General features: G+C 71.5%; 19 protein-coding genes and 1 riboswitch. Of the genes, 10 read left to right on the top strand and 9 right to left on the bottom strand.

All coding sequences use genetic code 11. The annotated features are described in order from the left end of the window. Positions 1-330: 330 nt before the first annotated feature. Both B0I31_RS34940 and B0I31_RS34935 read right to left on the bottom strand, forming a co-directional pair. Positions 331-990 carry an extensin family protein gene (locus tag B0I31_RS34940; RefSeq protein ID WP_106619671.1) on the bottom strand — a complete coding sequence of 220 codons (660 nt, stop codon included), beginning with the start codon at positions 988-990 and terminating at the stop codon, positions 331-333. Continuing rightward, the gene (locus B0I31_RS34935) at positions 987-1,838 is read right to left on the bottom strand and encodes a hypothetical protein (protein ID WP_106619670.1); all 852 of its coding nucleotides are present in this window, start codon (positions 1,836-1,838) and stop codon (positions 987-989) included. Before B0I31_RS34935 ends, B0I31_RS34940 begins: the two co-directional genes overlap by 4 nt. 150 nt (positions 1,839-1,988) lie before the next feature. Further along, a riboswitch (ZMP/ZTP riboswitch) is annotated at positions 1,989-2,075 on the top strand. 28 nt (positions 2,076-2,103) lie between these two features. Here B0I31_RS34935 and B0I31_RS34930 point away from each other — a divergent pair. Then, positions 2,104-3,360, top strand: coding sequence for a serine hydroxymethyltransferase (locus B0I31_RS34930; protein ID WP_106619690.1), 1,257 nt, complete (start codon positions 2,104-2,106; stop codon positions 3,358-3,360). On the opposite strand, the gene B0I31_RS34925 is transcribed toward B0I31_RS34930, so the two are convergent. Together B0I31_RS34925 and pip are read right to left on the bottom strand one after the other, a co-directional pair. Further along, a complete protein-coding gene (locus B0I31_RS34925) occupies positions 3,336-4,151 on the bottom strand; it encodes a Clp protease N-terminal domain-containing protein (protein WP_106619669.1) in 816 nt (271 codons plus the stop codon). The two genes, B0I31_RS34930 and B0I31_RS34925, sit on opposite strands and share 25 nt — an antisense overlap. A 72-nt stretch (positions 4,152-4,223) precedes the next feature. Further along, positions 4,224-5,147 (bottom strand): prolyl aminopeptidase, encoded by a 924-nt coding sequence (gene pip / locus B0I31_RS34920; protein WP_181320690.1) that lies wholly within the window; start codon positions 5,145-5,147, stop codon positions 4,224-4,226. Positions 5,148-5,298: 151 nt separating this feature from the next. Between pip and B0I31_RS34915 the strand changes: the two genes are divergently transcribed. After that, positions 5,299-6,696: a carotenoid oxygenase family protein gene (locus B0I31_RS34915; RefSeq protein ID WP_106619668.1), complete on the top strand. Its 1,398-nt coding sequence runs from the start codon at positions 5,299-5,301 to the stop codon at positions 6,694-6,696. On the opposite strand, the gene B0I31_RS34910 is transcribed toward B0I31_RS34915, so the two are convergent. Further along, positions 6,689-6,973 carry an isoamylase early set domain-containing protein gene (locus B0I31_RS34910; protein ID WP_106619667.1) on the bottom strand — a complete coding sequence of 95 codons (285 nt, stop codon included), beginning with the start codon at positions 6,971-6,973 and terminating at the stop codon, positions 6,689-6,691. The two genes, B0I31_RS34915 and B0I31_RS34910, sit on opposite strands and share 8 nt — an antisense overlap. Positions 6,974-7,206: 233 nt before the next feature. Between B0I31_RS34910 and B0I31_RS34905 the strand changes: the two genes are divergently transcribed. The 5 genes from B0I31_RS34905 (at position 7,207) to B0I31_RS34885 (ending at position 11,385) form a co-directional block, all read left to right on the top strand. Continuing rightward, positions 7,207-7,917 carry a class I SAM-dependent methyltransferase gene (locus B0I31_RS34905; RefSeq protein WP_106619666.1) on the top strand — a complete coding sequence of 237 codons (711 nt, stop codon included), beginning with the start codon at positions 7,207-7,209 and terminating at the stop codon, positions 7,915-7,917. Positions 7,918-7,995: 78 nt separating this feature from the next. Beyond that, positions 7,996-8,607 (top strand): TetR/AcrR family transcriptional regulator, encoded by a 612-nt coding sequence (locus B0I31_RS34900; protein ID WP_106619665.1) that lies wholly within the window; start codon positions 7,996-7,998, stop codon positions 8,605-8,607. A gap of 62 nt (positions 8,608-8,669) precedes the next feature. Next, positions 8,670-10,205 carry an MDR family MFS transporter gene (locus B0I31_RS34895; RefSeq protein ID WP_106619664.1) on the top strand — a complete coding sequence of 512 codons (1,536 nt, stop codon included), beginning with the start codon at positions 8,670-8,672 and terminating at the stop codon, positions 10,203-10,205. A gap of 66 nt (positions 10,206-10,271) precedes the next feature. Further along, on the top strand, positions 10,272-10,871 hold the full coding sequence (locus B0I31_RS34890) for a TetR/AcrR family transcriptional regulator (protein ID WP_106619663.1): 600 nt from the start codon (positions 10,272-10,274) through the stop codon (positions 10,869-10,871). A gap of 34 nt (positions 10,872-10,905) precedes the next feature. Continuing rightward, a complete protein-coding gene (locus B0I31_RS34885) occupies positions 10,906-11,385 on the top strand; it encodes a DinB family protein (RefSeq protein ID WP_106619662.1) in 480 nt (159 codons plus the stop codon). A 1-nt stretch (position 11,386) separates the two neighbouring features. On the opposite strand, the gene B0I31_RS42985 is transcribed toward B0I31_RS34885, so the two are convergent. Then, complete coding sequence (locus B0I31_RS42985; RefSeq protein WP_342751531.1) at positions 11,387-11,788, bottom strand: cytochrome P450; 402 nt, start codon at positions 11,786-11,788, stop codon at positions 11,387-11,389. Continuing rightward, the gene (locus B0I31_RS42980) at positions 11,785-12,192 is read right to left on the bottom strand and encodes a cytochrome P450 family protein (RefSeq protein ID WP_342751530.1); all 408 of its coding nucleotides are present in this window, start codon (positions 12,190-12,192) and stop codon (positions 11,785-11,787) included. The genes B0I31_RS42985 and B0I31_RS42980 overlap by 4 nt, the downstream gene beginning before the upstream one ends. Positions 12,193-12,381: 189 nt before the next feature. On the opposite strand from B0I31_RS42980, the gene B0I31_RS34875 reads away from it, so the two are divergent. The 3 genes from B0I31_RS34875 (at position 12,382) to B0I31_RS34865 (ending at position 15,014) form a co-directional block, all read left to right on the top strand. Next, complete coding sequence (locus tag B0I31_RS34875) at positions 12,382-12,840, top strand: MarR family winged helix-turn-helix transcriptional regulator (RefSeq protein WP_106619661.1); 459 nt, start codon at positions 12,382-12,384, stop codon at positions 12,838-12,840. Further along, positions 12,837-14,390 (top strand): MDR family MFS transporter, encoded by a 1,554-nt coding sequence (locus tag B0I31_RS34870; protein WP_106619660.1) that lies wholly within the window; start codon positions 12,837-12,839, stop codon positions 14,388-14,390. Before B0I31_RS34875 ends, B0I31_RS34870 begins: the two co-directional genes overlap by 4 nt. Before the next feature lie 177 nt (positions 14,391-14,567). Beyond that, entirely contained in the window at positions 14,568-15,014 is a 447-nt protein-coding gene (locus B0I31_RS34865) for a DUF6010 family protein (protein ID WP_219910946.1), read from the top strand. Here the strand turns inward: B0I31_RS34865 and B0I31_RS34860 are convergent. After that, the gene (locus B0I31_RS34860) at positions 14,934-15,479 is read right to left on the bottom strand and encodes a hypothetical protein (protein ID WP_106619659.1); all 546 of its coding nucleotides are present in this window, start codon (positions 15,477-15,479) and stop codon (positions 14,934-14,936) included. The two genes, B0I31_RS34865 and B0I31_RS34860, sit on opposite strands and share 81 nt — an antisense overlap. Beyond that, a complete protein-coding gene (locus B0I31_RS34855; protein ID WP_106619658.1) occupies positions 15,479-17,170 on the bottom strand; it encodes a PHP domain-containing protein in 1,692 nt (563 codons plus the stop codon). Before B0I31_RS34855 ends, B0I31_RS34860 begins: the two co-directional genes overlap by 1 nt. Positions 17,171-17,322 lie beyond the last annotated feature (152 nt).

The following is a 17,322-nucleotide window of genomic DNA, read 5'->3' as shown; positions in this document are numbered from 1 at the left end:
GTGTGCTGCCGCGCCACGGCCTCGGGCCGCCCGGCCGCGATCCGCGACCGCAACCGGCCGTGCTCCTCGCGCAACCCCGCCATCGACCGCTCGGCGGGTGCGGCGGCGGAGTCCTCGGTCAGCCGGACCGCCGCGAAATCGAGTTCCGAAGTGCTCATCCGGACACCCCTTGGCATCGGTCGGGAAGCCTCGAATGTAGTCGGGAGTGCCTATCCGGTGTCCACCATCCGGCAACGCCGAGGTCACTCGGCTACGGATTTCCGATCGGGCAGCGCGAAAGGCCCGTGAGTCGACAATCGACTCACGGGCCTGCCATTCGCGCACGCGATATCAGAACGCCTGGTTCGCGAAACCCCTCCGCGCCGCCGCCGACAGGAACGACTGCCACGCCGCGCTGCTGGTGTGCGGGTCACCGGTGGTGCCGAGCCGGGACTTGGCGGTGTTGAACGCGCTCTGCGTCTTCGGGCCCCAGATGCCGTCGACCACCAGACCGGAGCTCATGAAGTTGTTGCACAGCGCCTGCACGAACTTCGTGTCGCTCTCCGACCCCGTCACGCACCGCACCGGCAGGCCGCCGAAGTCCGAGTGGATGTGGTCTTCGTGCGCGGCGTTGTACCAACCGTCCAACGCGTACCGGAACCGACGACGGCACACCGCGTCCACCGCCAGGTAACGGCGGCGCACCGCCAGCGTGCCCGACGCGTGATCGCGGTCCAGCGGCGACGACACCTGCCCGCCGCTCCACCGGACGTGGTCGAGGTCCATCGCGGTGCCCGAGCCGTGCTCGCCGGGCTTGTTCACGTAGAACCCCGCCGACACCAGGTACGTGATGCTGCCGTACCCCGACGACAGCGACCGCAGGTCCCTGATCCACAGCACCAGGGAGTCGTAGAACGCCTGCGTGGCCTGCCAGTTGCGCAGCGTCGTGTTGCCGCGGCCGGAGCGCCAGTAGTAGACGGGAGTGCCGTCGATCCGCTGGAACGTGATCATCGGGTCGCCTCCGCGGTGATCAGCCGGCCGCCGGTGAGCCAGCCGGAACGGGCGCCCGCGACACCCAGGGCCTTGGCGTCCCGCGGCACGTCCGGACGGGTCCGGTCCGCGTCGAGCACGCCGGTGAGCGGGGTGGCGTCGACCATCTCGTTGCCGACCCAGTGCACGCGGCCGTCCACCGAGGCCAGGCCGCGCACGGCGACGCCGTCCAGGCGGGGGCGCGACGTCCAGGTGACGCCGTCACGCGAGGTGTGCAGGACCGTGCCGGAGATGTCGACGGCCGCCACGATCCAGCCGTCCGCGGTCGCGGCGACCGCGGTGGCGGACAGGTCGTCGGTCCACTCCAGGCCGCGGACCGGCACGGTGGACCAGCCCGACGAGGTGCGGCGGGCGGCGATGCGGACCTCCGAAGCGCGCTCGTGCTTGAGCACGGAGCCGAACGCCAGGCCGCCGCCGACCGCGGTGAACTCCGAGCGCACGCCGTGCAGGCGACGGGCCTCGCGCCAGGTGACGGTGTCGGTGGACTCCCAGATCGTGGCGATCGGGTCGCCCTTGAGCGCGCCCACGGCGTGGAACGTGGACCCGTGGGTGGTGACGTCGACCAGGTCCGCGCCGGCGAGGCCCTCGGTGATGCGCACCGAACCGCCTTCGTCGACGACGACCCACTGGCCGTTGTCTTCGGTCAACATGAGAGGGGTGCCATCGGACGCGAGGAACACGCCGGCGGCCTGGCGCGGGTTGTCCGCGGCGCCCGACGCGGATGCCGCAGCAGCCGCGTGGGCCGGTAGTGCGCTGGTGAGGGCCGCGGTCGCGGCGGCTCCCAGCACGAACGTTCGCCGATCGAGCACGTCAGTCCTTTCGGGGCAGGGGGAAGTGCTGACGTGGCACAGGGCCGGTTGGAAGTTTTCCAACCCACAAAGTATGGGTGACCGACCGTTGCGGCAATGGTCCGTTCCGCCCAAAAACGGGGAGGGCGTCGGAGCGGCTGGGGTAGGATTCCGGGTGTTCGCGACTGGCGTGCCGAGGGTGGGAACGACCACCGGGGAGCGTTGAGCCGGATCGCACCGCGCGCCTGGGTGCTACGGCAGCGCCCCCGCGCGCGTGGAGGTCGTCGTGCACGAACCCGCGATCCCGTCGTTGACCGGTGCCGACCCCGAGGTCGCCCGCCTGGTCCAAGCCGAGGCACGCCGCCAGTTCGAGAAGATCCGCCTGATCGCCTCGGAGAACTACGTCTCGACCGCGGTCCTGGAAGCCACCGGCTCCGTGCTGACCAACAAGTACTCCGAGGGCTACGCCGGTCGCCGCTACTACGAGGGCCAGCAGGTCATCGACCCGGTCGAGGAGCTGGCGGTGGCCCGGGCGAAGACGCTGTTCGGCGTCGACCACGCCAACGTGCAGCCCTACTCCGGCTCACCGGCCAACCTCGCCGTCTACCTGGCGTTCCTGAACCCCGGCGACACGGTCATGGGCATGGCGCTGCCCGCCGGCGGCCACCTCACCCACGGCTGGAGCGTCTCGGCCACCGGCAAGTGGTTCCGCAGCGTCCAGTACGGCGTGGCCAAGGAAACCGGCGTGGTCGACCTCGACCAGGTCCGCGACCTCGCCCGCGCGGAACGCCCCAAGGTGATCTTCTGCGGCGGCACGGCCATCCCGCGCACCATCGACTTCCCCGCGTTCGCCGAGATCGCGAACGAGGTCGGCGCCGTGCTCGCGGCCGACATCGCGCACATCGCGGGCCTCGTCGCGGGCGGCGCGCACCCGTCACCGGTCGGGCACGCCCAGGTGATCACCACGACCACCCACAAGACGCTGCGCGGCCCGCGCGGCGCGATGATCCTCACCGACGCCGAGCACGCGAAGGCGATCGACAAGGCGGTGTTCCCCGGCCTGCAGGGCGGGCCGCACAACCACACCACCGCTGCCATCGCGGTCGCACTGGGCGAGGCGTCGGAGCCGTCGTTCGGCCTCTACGCGCACGCCGTCGTGCAGAACGCCCGCGCGCTGGCCGCCGCGCTGCTCGACCGGGGCTTCGACCTGGTCTCCGGCGGCACCGACAACCACCTGATCCTGGCCGACCTGACCGGCAAGGGCATCGGCGGCAAGCCCGCCGCCAAGGCCCTGGACCGGGCGGGCATCGAGGCCAACTACAACACCGTCCCGTTCGACCCGCGCAAGCCGTTCGACCCGTCCGGCGTCCGCCTCGGCACGGCCGCCATCACCACCCGCGGCCTCACCGAGGACCACATGCCGCAGCTCGCGGAGTGGATCGACCGGGCCGTCCGGGCGGCCGACGACGAGCAGGCGCTGGACCGCATCGCCGCCGAGGTCGCCGACCTGATGGCGGGCTACCCGATGCCCGGCTGGGCGTAGCCGACCACGTCGGCCAGTCGCGCCACGTCCTCCCGGAACGTCTCGTGCCGGACGGTGACGTGGTCCGCGACGTGACCGGTACCCGGCAGCTGGTCGGCGGGCAGTTCCGCACCGTCGACCAGCACCGGGATCACCGGCACCGAACGCCGGGCCGCACGTTCGACCTCGGCGCGCATCAGGTCGGTCGGCGTCCAGTCCGGTCCGACGACGGCCAGCAGCACGTCGCACTCGCCGACGTCGCACACCACCGAGCGGCCGAAGTCGTCCAGCCGATCGGCGATGCGCCCCGCCAGGTGCAGGTCCTGCGGGCGCCGGTAGCTGAGGAACAGCCGCGCGGCGCGCGGGGCGGGGGACAGGTCGATCCCGGCCAACGCGGCGAACGCCCGGTCGCGCACGTCGGCGGGGTCGATGCCGCACCGGGTCAGCACGTCGAGCGCCACGCCCTCGTCCTCCGCGAGCACGCCCAGCAGCAGGTGCTCGGTGACCACGTGCCGGTGCCCCAGTGCCAACGACTCCCGCACGGCCGCCGCCAACGCCCGCTTCGCGCCGGGCGTGAACGGCAGGTGGTCGGGCACGGGCAGGCTGCCCCGCCCGTCCACCTCCAGCACCCGCGCGCGGCACGCGTCCGGCGACAGCCCGGCCGATGCCAGCACCGCCGCCGCGGCGCCGCCCTCGCCGATCAGGCCGAGCAACAGGTGTTCGGTGCCGATGGCGGTGTGGTTGAACCTCCGCGCCTCCTGGAGGGCCACCACGGAGACCTGGCGCGCGCTCTCGGTGAACCGTCCCAACATCAATCCTTCGCCACCGTCGGACCAGCCCCGGGATCAGGCTGTCATCAGTGCATCGCACCGAGTTTCCGGGTGTTACCGGAATTTGTCAGTAGCCGAACGTCTCGCTTCGGTCATCGCGTCACTCCCGCCGTGCGCGGTTCCGGAGATCAGGACCAGTTCGGCGTCCGGCCACGCGTGCGCCAACTCGAACGGTGTGCCGATCAGATTTCCCAGGTCGAGCACTCCTTGAACGATTACGCCCGGGATGCCCGCGAACTTGTGCGCCTCCGCCAGCACGATCCCTTCGGGCAACCACGAACCGTGCGCCCAGTAGTGCGTGACCAACCGGGCGAACGCCAACCCGTACTCCGGGGGTTCGAAGCGGAGACCGCCGGAGGACAGCGGCTGCAACGCGTCCTCCCACGCGCACCACTCCTGTGCCGCCCGCAGGTGCACGGCGGGGTCTGGTGACAGCAGCAGTTCCAGGTATCCCGCCGCGGGATCCCCGGACGGCACCAGTTCCCGGAACCGCGCGTGCGCCTCCGGGAACATCGGCGCCAGGCCGGTGGTCAGCAGGTCGGTCTCGGCCCGCCTGCCGGTGGCCACGCCCGCGTGCACCATCTCCGAGACCCGGTGCGGGAACCGTTGCGCGTACACCAGGCCCAGGACCGAGCCCCACGACGCGGCGAACACCAGCCACCGGTCGATGCCCAGGTGCTCGCGCAGCCGTTCCAGGTCGCCGACCAGGTGGTCGGTGGTGTTGGTGGACAGGTCCACCACCGGCCGGCCGGCGTGCGGCGTGCTCCGGCCGCAGCCGCGCTGGTCGAACAGCACCACCCGGTAGGCCCGCGGGTCGAAGTAGCGCCGGGCGCGAGGCGTGCAGCCCGAGCCCGGCCCGCCGTGCAGCACCACGGCCGGTTTGCCCTCCGGGTTGCCGCAGACCTCCCAGTACACGTGGTGCCCGTCGCCGACGTCGAGCAGGCCGTGGTCGTACGGCTCGATCTCCGGGTACAGCACGGTTCCTCCCTCAGGGATACAACAGTGCTGTTATATTAGTGCTTACGGAATGGCCGGGAAGAGTGGGGTGACGAGGTCAGGCTTGACGATTGAATGGAAACAGTGTTTTATAACGGTGTTCCGTAAGGGTGCCGGGTGGAGGTGGGTCGTGATGGGCGCACGGTTCGGGTTCGAGACCCTCGACCGGGAAGTGGATGTGGACCTGGAGGTGCGCGGCGAGCTGCCGCCGTGGCTGGCCGGCACGCTGGTGCGCAACGGTCCCGCGAAGTTCGAGACCGACCAGGGCTCGTTCCGCCACTGGTTCGACGGCCTGGCGATGCTGCACCGCTTCGGCTTCGCCGAGGGTGCCGTCACCTACCGCAACCGCTACCTGGAGTCGACGAGCTTCCAGGCCGCCCGCGACGACGGCCGCATCGCGTTCGGCGAGTTCGCCACGGACCCGTGCCGCTCGATCTTCAGCCGCTTCTTCACCCACCCCCGGCTCCGCCGCACGTCCAACGCCAACGTGAACGTGACGTCCGACGGCGACCGGGACTTCGCGCTCACCGAGACGCCGATGGCGGTGGAGTTCGACCGCGACACCCTGGCCACCGTCGGCATCGCCGACTACGACGACGCGCTCGACGGCCACGTCACCACCGCCCACCCGCACCGCGCGCCGCTGACCGGCGACCTGGTCAACTACGTGCTGAAGTTCGGCAGGCGCAGCGTCTACCAGCTCTACCGGCAACGCGGCCTGAGCCGGGAACCGCTCGCCTGCCTGCCCGCCGACCGGCCCGGCTACCTGCACAGCTTCGCCGTCACCGAACGGCACGTGGTGCTGGCCGTGTTCCCGCTGGTGGTCAACCCGCTGTCGCTGCTGCTGCGCGCCAAGCCGTTCATCGAGAACTACCGGTGGCGGCCGGAGCTGGGCACCCGGTTCGTGGTGTTCGACCAGCAGGACGGTTCCGTGGTCGCGGACGAGCGCACCGACGCGTTCTTCGCGTTCCACCACATCAACGCCTACGACGACGACGGCCGGGTGGTGGTGGACATCAGCGCCTACCCGGACTCGACCGTGGTCGACGCGCTGTACCTGGACAAGGTGCGCGGTGCCGCCGACCTGCCGCTCGCGTTCCCCACCCGGTACGAGGTGGACCTGGCCGGTGGCGGCATCCGGTCCCGGCGGCTCGCGGAGGACTCGCTGGAGCTGCCCCGCATCGCCTACGGATCGCACAACGGCCGTGAATACCGGTACGCCTACGGTGTCGGCGCGAACGGCGCGGGCGACTTCCTCAACCAGCTCGTCAAGGTGGACGTCCGGAGTGGACACGTCACCCGGTGGCACGAGCCCGGCCGCTACCCGGGCGAGCCGGTGTTCGTGCCCGCGCCGGGTGCCCGGGCCGAGGACGACGGCGTGCTGCTGTCGGTCGTGCTCGACGGCGAGGCCGGGCGGTCCGGGCTGCTGGTGCTCGACGCGGCCACGTTCACCGAGATCGCGCGGGCCGACGTGCCGCACGCGATCCCGTTCGGGTTCCACGGTCAGTTCACGTCGCGCCGGTTCACGTAGCGTCGACCGTGAGCACGCACCCGTCGGTGTCGACGGTGGGCACGTCCGGCTCGTCGAACCAGTGGCCGCCGTCGCCGAGGTAGCGGAACCGGTGGGTGCCCGGTGAGAGGATCACGGTGACCGTGCGCGTGCCGTCACGGCGGGGCACCAGCTCGTGCACGCCGGGGGTCCAGTCGTTGAACGTGCCGACCACGCTCACCGGCCCGCGCGGGTGGTCGAGGGGCAGTGAGAAGGTCACGCGGCGCTTCGGGCCGAACAGGCGAGTGCTGCGGAGCATCGTTCTCCCTCGCGAGTCGATCTTTGCCATGCCTTCGGGGCCACCAGCGTCGCGGCGCCGTGCCGGTGTTTCAAGCCGGCGCGCCTGTTCGAACCGGACGGTCACCCGACCGAGTGGCGCCGAGCTCGGGCGGGTGCCGCCGCCGACCAGCCACAGTGGACAGGTCGGGGCCGTCGCGCCGGGGTCGGCGTAATTCGATTGCCCGGTACCCGATCCGCACTAGGCTCCGACCAATGACCGAGAGTGCGCGCACCGCGGCCGGGCAGGACTGGGAAGAGCAGGCGGCGAACTGGATCGCCTGGGTGCGCAGGCCGGGGTTCGACTCGTACTGGCGCTACCGCGACGCGTTCTTCGACCTGGTGCCGGCCGCCGGACGGGCCACCCTGGACCTCGGCTGCGGCGAGGGACGGGTGTCGCGCGACCTGGTCGAGCGGGGACACCGGGTGACCGGCATCGACGCCTCGCCCACGCTGGTGGAGGCCGCGCGGCAGGCGCACCCCGAGGGGCGGTACCTGACGGCCGACTCGGCGGACCTCCCGTTCCCGGACGACAGCTTCGACCTCGTCATCGCCTACAACGTGCTGATGGACGTCGACGACCTGCCGGGCACCGTGGCCGAGATCGGCCGGGTGCTGGCGCCGGGTGGCCGGCTCTGCCTGTCGATCACCCACCCGATCACGAACACCGGCAGCTTCCGGGACGGCCTGTTCGTCCTCGACCGGCCGTACTTCGGACGTCACCGCTTCGAGGAAGAGGTCGAGCGGGACGGGATGCGGATGAAGTTCCAGGGCTGGAACCACCCGCTCAGTGCCTACACCACCGCCATGGAGGACGCCGGTCTGCTCATCGAGACCTTGCGGGAACCGCAGGTCAACGACGACATGATCCCTTGGCACCTGTGGATCAGGGCAGTGCGGTCGAGTCAGGGCCCGCACGAGTCCTGACCTGCCTGAGAGTCGGATCACAACGGTGCAGTCCCTGCAAACTTGCAGTAAGTGCAGGATTTTACTTACCCTGATCGAGTGACCACGCACGCGGCCGAGGGGCTCCGCGACCGCAAGAAGCGGCAGACCCGCACGGCCTTGGGGCACGCCGCCGTCCGCCTGGTCGCCGAGCACGGCCTCGACCACGTGACGGTCGAGGACATCAGCGCCGCCGCCGACGTCTCGCCGCGCACGTTCTTCAACTACTTCGCCGGCAAGGAGGACGCCGTCCTCGGGCCCGACCCGGAGGCGGGTCCCCGCCTGCGGGCCCGGGTCCTCGCCCAGCCGGCGGACCTGTCCACCGCCGCGGCGGTGCGGGAGGCGTTGCTGGAGGAGGTCGCGGCGGAACTGGCCGACGACCGCGAGCTCTGGCTGCTGCGGATGCGCGTGGTGCAGCAGCACCCCGTGCTGCTGGCGAAGTTGTTCTCCGGCGGCGAAGCGCTGGAACGCGACCTGGTCGCCGGTATCGCCGAACGGGTCGGCCTGCCCGCCGACGACACCTATCCGTTGCTGCTCGGCGCGGCGGCGGGCGCGGCGTTCCGGGTGGCGGTGACCCGCTGGTCGAGCACCGCGGCACCGCTGCACGACCTGCTCGCCGAGGCGCTCGACCTGCTCGCCGCGGGGCTCGCCGAGCCGCCCCGCCAGTCCTGATCACGATGCGGCCCGAAGTCCCGGCACACCGCGTCACAGACGAGAACCAACTGGGGGATCCGATGTCCACCGAAACCGGCACGACCTCGCGCCGGGACGTCATGCAAGCCATGTCCGGCCTCATGCTGGGCATGTTCATGGCCATCCTCGCGTCGACCATCGTGTCGAACGCGCTGCCGCGCATCATCGCGGACCTGCACGGCTCGCAGTCCGTCTACACCTGGGTCGTCACCACCGAGCTGCTGGCCATGACGGCGACCGTGCCGCTGTGGGGCAAGCTCGCCGACCTCTACAGCCGCAAGCTGCTGATCCAGCTCTCCCTGGGCCTGTTCGTGGTCGGCTCGCTCATCGCGGGCTTCTCCCCGAACGTCGAGGTGCTCATCGTGAGCCGCATCGTGCAGGGCCTCGGCGCGGGCGGGATGACGGCGTTGGCCACGATCGTGATGGCGGCGATGATCCCGCCGCGCGAGATGGGGCGTTACGCGGGCATCTTCGGTGCCGTCTTCGGTGTCGGTACGGTCGCCGGCCCGCTCATCGGCGGCGTCATGGTGGACACGTCGTGGCTGGGCTGGCGCTGGTGCTTCTTCATCGGCGTCCCGTTCACCCTCGCCTCGATCCTCCTGCTCCAGCGCACGCTGAACCTGCCGGTCGTGCGCAAGGAGGTCAAGATCGACTACCTGGGCGCGGTGCTGATCGTCGGCGGTGTCTCCACGCTGCTGGTGTGGTCGACGCTGGCCGGTCACCAGTTCGAGTGGGCCTCGGCGTGGACCGCGCTGCTCGTCACGATCGGCGTGGTGCTGCTGGGCCTGGCCGTGTGGGTGGAGTCGCGGGCGGCCGACCCGATCGTGCCGCTGACGATCTTCGCCAACCGCACCGTGACGTTGACGACGCTGGCGAGCGCGCTGGTCGGCGTGGCGATGTTCGGCGGCACGGTGTTCCTGTCGCAGTACTTCCAGATCGGCATGGGCAAGACGCCGACCCAGGCGGGCCTGATGAGCCTGCCGATGATCTTCGGCCTGCTGGTGTCGTCGACCGTCGCCGGCCAGCTGATCACCAAGTGGGGCAAGTGGAAGGCGTTCCTGGTCGCCGGTGGCGTGATCATGGTCGGCGGGATGCTGCTGCTGGCCACGATCGACGCGAACACCAGCGTGTTCCTGGTCAGCGTGCACATGGCCGTGCTGGGCATCGGTGTCGGCATGCTGATGCAGAACCTGGTGCTGGCCGCGCAGAACGACGTGCCCGCCCGTGACCTCGGCGCCACCACCTCGACCCTCACGTTCTTCCGCAGCCTCGGCGGCGCGATCGGAGTGAGCGCGTTGGGCGCGGTGCTGGCGAACCGGGTGACCGCGTTGAGCGAGGAGAAGTTCGGCCCGGCGCCCGCCGGTGCCGAGAACACGGTGCCGGACCTGTCGCTGCTGCCGGAGCCGGTGCGGGTGGTCGTGCGCGAGATCTACGCCACGGCCACCGCCGAGCTGTTCCTGATCGGCGCGCCGATCGCGGTGCTGGCGCTGGTGGCGGTGCTGTTCATCAAGGAGAAGCCGCTCAAGACGCTCAGCGGTGACGAGCGGTTGGCGGCGGAGATGTCCGCGGGCCACTAGCGGAGCGGGGAGACACGGTGTCGCACTTGTCCGGCTTCCGGTCGGACAAGTGCGACACTTTCGCGCGTGTCAGGACTGCGCGAACGCAAGAAGCTCGCCACGCGGACGGCGTTGGCCGACGCCGCCCTGCGGCTGTGCGAGGCCCACGGCCTCGACGGGGTGACCGTCGAGCAGGTGGCCACCGAGGCGGGCGTCTCGCTGCGCACGTTCTTCAACTACTTCTCCTCCAAGGAAGAAGCCGTGGTCGCGGGTGACGTGGCCACCGCCGCCGCGTTCGTCCAGGCGTTCGCGGACCGGCCGCGGGGCGAGCCGGTGCTGCGCGCCCTGCACGCCGCCCTAATCGACGTCGTGCCCGACCGGATCGACCCGGAACGGGTGGCGCAGTTGCGCGCCCTGCGCCGCACGCCCGCCCTGTTGCCGCACCAGATCGCCGCGTTCGCCGTGCAGGAACGGGAGCTCGCCGCCGCCGTCGCCGCCCGGGTCGGCGTCGACCCGGCCACCGACCTCTACCCGGCGATGTTCGCGGCCACCGTGATGGCGACCCTGCGGGTGGTCGTCGGCTGGTGGCTCGACGCCGCCGAACGGCCCGAGCTGTCCGAACTGATCGACGTGATGATCGACCGGCTGGACGCGGGTTTCGCCGCCGTGCGACCGAACGGTGACTGAGACCCCGCTGCCCGTGATGTGACAGGAGGTTCCGATGAGTCCGTTCGACGTGCCGCTGGACGACGAGCGCACCCAACTCGACGCGTTCGTCGAGGAGTACCGCGGTGCCGTCGAGGCGACCCTCGACGGCCTCACCGGGGAACAGGCCCGCCGCCGGCTGGTCCCGTCGGCGACGACGTTGCTCGGGCTGCTCAAGCACGTCACGTGGATGCAGCGGGTGTGGTTCGAGGAGTGCGTCGGCGGCACGTCCCGCCGCGAGCTCGGCCTGGTGCCGGGTCCGGACGAGTCCTTCCGGCTCTCCGACGACGACACCATCGCCTCGGTCACGGCGGCCCACCGGGAAGCCTGCGCCACGGCCCGGGCGGTGGTCGCGGACCTGCCGCTGGACACCGTCGTGACCGGCCACCGGTCCGGGCCGCGCACGCTGCGCTGGGTCTACCTCCAGGTGCTGCGGGAGCTGGCCCACCACTGCGGACACGCCGACATCCTGCGCGAACAGGTGCTCGCCGACTGACTCACGCGTCCCAGGTGACCGGGAGCGCGTGCACGCCGTAGATCAGCATGTCGTCGCGCATCGGCACGTCGGCCGCGGGTACGGCCAGCCGCAGGCCGGGCAGCCTGCTCAGCAGCCCGGTGAACCCGACCGTCATCTCCACCCGTGCCAGCTGCTGGCCCAGGCACTGGTGCACGCCGTGCCCGAACGCCAGGTGCGGTCCGCGCGGTCGGGTCACGTCCAGCACGTCCGGCCGGGGGTACTGGCGCGGGTCGCGGTTGCCCGCGGGCACGGAGACCAGCACCGTCGAGTCGGCCGGGACCACCTCGCCCGCGATCTCCACCTCCTCCAGCGTGGTGCGGACGACTCCCAGGTGGACGATCGACAGGTAGCGCAACAGCTCCTCGACCGCGGCGCCGGTCAACGTCGGGTCGGCGTGCAGCGCGGCGAGCTGGTCCGGGTGCTCCAGCAGCGCGACCGGGTGTGCCCGGGCGGGTCCATGGTGATGGAGCCGCCCGCGCGGGCACGCTCGTCGGTCAGCCGGGCGCGGACCGCCGGCGGCAGCTTCGCCAGCACGCGGCGGCTGCGGAACCGGTCCGAGCTCAGGCGCGGGTCGCCGAGCAGGGTGCGCGCGAGCTCGTGGCTGGTGACGATCCACACCGGGTCGCCGTCGAGCATGGTCATCCGGTGCACGGGTCCCTGCTCGCCGAGCCGGGTCAGCGCGCTCGGCGGGTCGAACGGGCCCGCGTCGCGCCGGGTGTACTCGGGCGGCAGGGGGACGGTCGGTCGGCCGGCGGCGGGGCGTTTCTCCTGGGAAGCGGTGGTCATCGACGATCCGTTCCCGACCCGGCGCGTCACCGGGCCGCAGCTGGAGTGGTGGTGACTCACCGTACCAAAACTTGCACTCTGTGCATCTTTCCGACTGTAACTCACTGCACTTCGAGCAAACTTGCACGACGTGCAAGTTTGAGTGATAGTTGTATGTGGCAAGCAATGCGAGGAGACAAGGGGGACGGCATGGACGCCGTCGCGCGACAGCTGGAAGACCGGGTCCGTGACCTGCTGAGGGTCGTGCGGATGGTCAGACAGCGGCCACACCCCCTGCCACCAGGGCTGATCGGCACGCTCGGGCTGATCGACCGCGCCGGGGCGCACCCCAGCGGGTGCCACGCCAAGGAACTGGCCGCCCGCGCCGGGCTCGACCCGTCCACGGTCAGCCGGGCGGTGGCCGCGCTGGTCGCCCACGGCCTGGTCGAACGCCGTGCCGACCCCGCGGACGGCCGCGCCAGCATCCTCGTGGTCACCGAACGCGGTCGTGCCGCGCTCGCCGACGCCCGCGAGTTCTACGACCGGCTGCTGGGCCGCGCGCTCGCCGACTGGAGCACCGAAGAGGTCGAGGCGCTGACCACCGCGCTGGGCCGCCTGACCACCGACATCGAAGGAGCCCTCGGCTCCACCTTGGAGGCCGCGCGATGAGCGCACCCGCCACCACCGACGGCACGATGAGCCACCGGCAAGTCCTGGAGGCCCTGAGCGGTCTGCTGTTGGTGCTGTTCGTCGCGATGCTGAGCGGCACCGTGGTCTCGACGGCGCTGCCACAGATCATCGGCGCGCTCGACGGCTCGCAGACCCAGTACACCTGGGTGGTCACCGCCACCCTGCTGACCGCGACCGCCACCACCCCGGTGTGGGGCAAGCTCGCGGACCTGTTCGACAAGAAGACCCTGGTCCAGGTCGCCATCGTGATCTTCATCGCCGGCTCGGTGGTCAGCGGTTTCGCGCAGAGCGCGGGCCAGCTGATCGCGGCGCGCGCGTTCCAGGGCATCGGCGTCGGCGGCCTGCAGGCGTTGGTGCAGGTCGTGATCGCGGCGATGATTTCGCCCCGCGAACGCGGCCGGTACAACGGCTACCTCGGCGGCGTGATGGCGCTGGCCACGGTCGGCGGGCCGCTGCTGGGCGGCCTCATCGTGGACACCTCCTGGCTCGGCTGGCGCTGGTGCTTCTTCATCGGCGTGCCGGTCGCGGTGATCGCGCTGTTCGTGCTGCAGGCGACGTTGAAGGTGCGCACGGTCCGGCGGGACGACGTGAAGATCGACTACCTGGGCGCGAGCCTGATCGCGGTCGGCGTGAGCGTGCTGCTGGTCTGGATCTCGTTCGTGGACGGCTCGTTCGCGTGGCTGTCGTGGCAGAGCTTCGCCATGGTCGGCGCTTCGGTCGTGCTGCTGGGCGCGGCGATCGCGGTGGAGGCACGTGCCGCGGAACCCGTCGTGCCGCTGCGGATCGTGCGGCAGCGCACGACGGCGTTGGCGATCCTGGCCAGCGTCGCGGTCGGCATGGCGATGTTCGGCGGTGCGGTGTTCCTCGGCCAGTACTTCCAGATCGGCCGCGGCTACAGCCCGACCGAGGCGGGCCTGCTGACCATCCCGATGATGGCCGGCGTGCTGGGCGCGTCCATCGTGTCCGGGCGGCTGATCACCAAGACCGGCCGGGTCAAGCCGTACATCGTGGTCGGCGCGGCCACGCTGGTGGTCGGGTTCTTCGCCCTGGGGCAGATCGACCACGACACGTCGCTCGTGCTGGTCGGCGCGGCGATGCTGCTCGTCGGCACCGGTGTCGGCCTGAGCATGCAGAACCTGGTGCTCGCGGTGCAGAACACCGTGCCGTTGAAGGACATCGGCGCGGCCAGCTCGACCATCGCGTTCTTCCGGTCCCTGGGCGGCACGATCGGCGTGTCGGTGCTCGGCGCGGTGCTGGCCCGCCGGGTCGAGGAGGCCATCACGCGCGACCTGGCCGCGGCGGGCATGCCCGTGGGCGGCGCGGGCGGCGGCAGCCTGAACCTCAACGTGCTGCCGGACGCGGTGCAGCACATCGTCCGCAACGCGTACGGCGACGCCACCGGGCACATCTTCCTGATCTCGGCGGCCATCGCGGTGGTCGGCGTGGTCGCCGCGCTGCTGCTCAAGCCGATCACGCTGCGCACCAGCCTGGACCTGGCCGAGGAGCCGAAGGTGGGGGCGGGCGCCTGATCCCGCGACCCGGGGCCGGTGGTGCGAACAGCGCCACCGGCCCCGGTCGTTCGCGGACCGAGGCCGGGGCTGGCGAGAACCCGTTGTGGTGTGGCACTCCGGCCACTGCCGCGCCGGCGGCCGTGCTCCTAGCGTCACGGGGGTACCGATCTCCAGCGACGACAAGGACCGCCAACCATGGTCGTGGTCTCGGCACTGCTCATCGGCGTGCTGTACGTGCTCCTGAACTCCTTCATCCCCGACCGGCACCGCCGTCCGTTCAACGCGGTCATGGTCGGCGGCGCCGGTGCGGCGTACCTCAGCGGCGGCGGGCTCGGCGCGTGGGAGTTCGCCATCACCGCCGTGATCACCTACTGCGCCTACCGGGGCCTGACGTCGTGGACGTTCATCGGCATCGGCTGGCTCGTGCACACGGCGGCCGACGTGGCGCACCACGTGTACGGCAACCCGATCGTGCCGTTCGCCGAGCACTCGTCGCTCGGCTGCGCGATCTGCGACCCGGTGATCGCCCTCTGGGCGTTCGCGGGCGGCCCGGGCTTCCGGTCAATGACCCCCGCAGCACTCGTGCGGGCTTTCCGCCTCCGCCGGGCGCAGCACGCCGCCGACCGCGGGCTCCACCAGTAGCAGCAGTTCGCCGCCCCGGCAGACCGGGCGCAGGAAACCGAGCGTCTCGACCCGGTCGGCCGGGGCGACCGCGACGCCGATGCCGACCACCCGGTCGATCGCCGACACCGCCACCACCTCGGCCGCGGGGTGCGTGCCCGTGAGCGCAGACTGACCGGGGAACCGGACGCAGCGGCCATCGGCGCGGTCCCGACCGGCGGTGGCCGCACGGGCGGCCGGGGAGTCGGGGGCGCCGGAGTCGTCGAGCACGACCACCGGGCCGCCCAACGCCTCCGCCAGCCGAGCCACGTCCACCTCACCGGTGACGTGGGCGGACAGCGTGGTGACCGCCACCGGCCCGAGCCGGTCGACGTGCGTGCACACGAAGTCCGCCGCCACGCCGTCGAGCGCCTCCAGCAGCACGGCGTCCACGTGCGCCGCGCCGTGCTCGCCGGGAAGGGCGGGCACGGCACCGAGCCACGGCATCAGATGACGTCCACGAACACCGGGTTCGCGTAGAACCACAGGTCCGACCACGGGTCGGCGTCACCGATCACGTCCATCACCGGGTTGCCGTCCGAGGTGAGCCGGTTGCCGTCCGAACCACGCAGCCGCAGGTAGAACGCCCCTTCCACGCGGCGGAAGGTGTGCGTGAACTTGACCGTGCCGCGTGCGGTGCGGGCCACCTCGAACGACTTCACCACCGACGTGCCGGGCGCGGAGAACGCGTCGCGGTCCGCCACCGGGCCGGTGATCGGACCGGCGATCAGGTCGACCTTCGCGAGCCTCGGCACCACGCCCGCGAAGTTCGCGCCGCGTGCCAGGTCGACCTCGATCACCACTTCGACGTCGTGGCCGCGCCGGACGAACGTGCGGCCGCCGATCGTGACGCCCCGGTTGTCGCCCTCGCCGAGCGAGCGCACCCGCAGGTTCAGCCCGTCGACGATCCGGCCGTGCACCGCGACGACCTTGCCGCCCTGCATGCCCCGCATCACGTCCACATAGGACTTGGAGTCCGCGCCGACCAGGGTGGAGCTGTAGAAGCCGGGCCAGTAGTCGCTCTCGACCTGCGGCACGCCGGTGTCGATGGGAGCGCCGCGGCTGCCGGTCGTGTTGTGGTCGCCGGTGCCCTGCTTGTGCGTGTCCAGGTGCACCCGGTGCGAGTCGGACGTGGCGGTGACCCACCACGGCCTGCCCTCGGCCAGCAGCGAGTCCCACAGGCCGCCGACCTTGGCGGTCATCCAGTCGAACCCGCCGTACGTGCGGTAGGGGTTCTCGGTCGCGGTCGGCGCGAAGCCGGGGAAGCTGTCCTGGTTCGGCGAGGCGTCGTAGAGCCCCCGCGCGGCGCCGCGGCCACCGGCCGAGGTGGGGATGCCCGCGGCCTGGTGACCGGGCGCGCCCTCCATGCCCACCGCGACACCGGGCGCGGCGTCACGCCAGCCGCGGAACTCGTGCGGGCTGTCCACACCGCGCCGGGCCGGGTGGTTGGCGAACATCAGCGCGATCTCCGTGCGGCCGGAGAGCACCTGGGCCTCCAGGAACCGCAGGGCCGCCAACGCGTACGGCTCGCCGTCGGCCGACGTGGAGCGGGTGAGCAGGCCCTTGCCGCCGTTCGCGACCGGCGTGGACAGCACACCGCCGTCGTAGGCCGCCTCGAACGCCCGCAGGATGTCCACGGTGGACCGGCCGGGCGGCAGGAACACGGTGGCGTGCTCGGCGCCCGGGATGTTCCACTCCAGGCCCTGGTAGACCAGCACGTCCCGGTGCGACTTGCGAGCGCGCTCGATGTCCGGCGCGACCTGGTCGATGGAGAACTTCTCGTGCGCGACGCCGCCGTGGTCGGTGATCACGACCCAGTCCAGCCCGTGCTCGCGGGCCTTGGCGACCTGCTGGGCGACCTCGTACTGGGCGTCGTTGGAGTACTTGGTGTGGATGTGGTGGTCGCCCGCGAACCAGCGCCCGCGCCCGTGCCACGGGTTCACCGGCGTGGCCGGGCGGTCACCGTGCGCGTGGGCGGGCAGCGCGCCCATGGTGGTCGCCACGCCGGCCGCGCCCAGACCGGCCAGGAACCGGCGTCGCGCCACCGAGAGCGGCCGGTCGTCCTGGGCGTCGCGCCAGCTGCCTTCCACTTCCTCGTGGGCGTGCTCGTGGGTGTGGTCGTGGTGGTGGTGCGACATGCGGTACTCCGATCATGACCCGAACGGCGGCACGCCGAAGTATCGTGTTGCGGCTCTGCGTCGGGGTGGTGCGCGGAGTCGAAATCCGGGTGAACACTTCGACGCGTGCGCGGGACCGTCAAGACCGCGTAAAGGTCAGGGGTTCGTCCGCG

Source organism: Saccharothrix carnea, from assembly GCF_003014735.1.
GTDB classification, from domain to species: Bacteria; Actinomycetota; Actinomycetes; order Mycobacteriales; family Pseudonocardiaceae; genus Actinosynnema; species Actinosynnema carneum.
The sequence above is the reverse complement of the archived record's forward strand: the minus strand, read 5'-3'. Positions and strand labels throughout refer to the sequence as shown.

Excerpts from the sequence above, each read along its gene's own strand:
- B0I31_RS34895 (WP_106619664.1), top strand. The coding sequence starts at position 8,670 with ATGTCCACCGAAACCGGCACGACCTCGCGCCGGGACGTCATGCAAGCC.
- B0I31_RS34940 (WP_106619671.1), bottom strand. The coding sequence starts at position 990 with ATGATCACGTTCCAGCGGATCGACGGCACTCCCGTCTACTACTGGCGC.
- B0I31_RS34855 (WP_106619658.1), bottom strand. The coding sequence starts at position 17,170 with ATGTCGCACCACCACCACGACCACACCCACGAGCACGCCCACGAGGAA.
- B0I31_RS34925 (WP_106619669.1), bottom strand. The coding sequence starts at position 4,151 with ATGTTGGGACGGTTCACCGAGAGCGCGCGCCAGGTCTCCGTGGTGGCC.
- B0I31_RS34860 (WP_106619659.1), bottom strand. The coding sequence starts at position 15,479 with ATGCCGTGGCTCGGTGCCGTGCCCGCCCTTCCCGGCGAGCACGGCGCG.
- B0I31_RS34915 (WP_106619668.1), top strand. The coding sequence starts at position 5,299 with ATGGGCGCACGGTTCGGGTTCGAGACCCTCGACCGGGAAGTGGATGTG.
- B0I31_RS34885 (WP_106619662.1), top strand. The coding sequence starts at position 10,906 with ATGAGTCCGTTCGACGTGCCGCTGGACGACGAGCGCACCCAACTCGAC.
- B0I31_RS34910 (WP_106619667.1), bottom strand. The coding sequence starts at position 6,973 with ATGCTCCGCAGCACTCGCCTGTTCGGCCCGAAGCGCCGCGTGACCTTC.
- B0I31_RS42980 (WP_342751530.1), bottom strand. The coding sequence starts at position 12,192 with ATGACCACCGCTTCCCAGGAGAAACGCCCCGCCGCCGGCCGACCGACC.
- B0I31_RS34905 (WP_106619666.1), top strand. The coding sequence starts at position 7,207 with ATGACCGAGAGTGCGCGCACCGCGGCCGGGCAGGACTGGGAAGAGCAG.
- B0I31_RS34870 (WP_106619660.1), top strand. The coding sequence starts at position 12,837 with ATGAGCGCACCCGCCACCACCGACGGCACGATGAGCCACCGGCAAGTC.
- B0I31_RS34865 (WP_219910946.1), top strand. The coding sequence starts at position 14,568 with ATGGTCGTGGTCTCGGCACTGCTCATCGGCGTGCTGTACGTGCTCCTG.
- B0I31_RS34875 (WP_106619661.1), top strand. The coding sequence starts at position 12,382 with ATGGACGCCGTCGCGCGACAGCTGGAAGACCGGGTCCGTGACCTGCTG.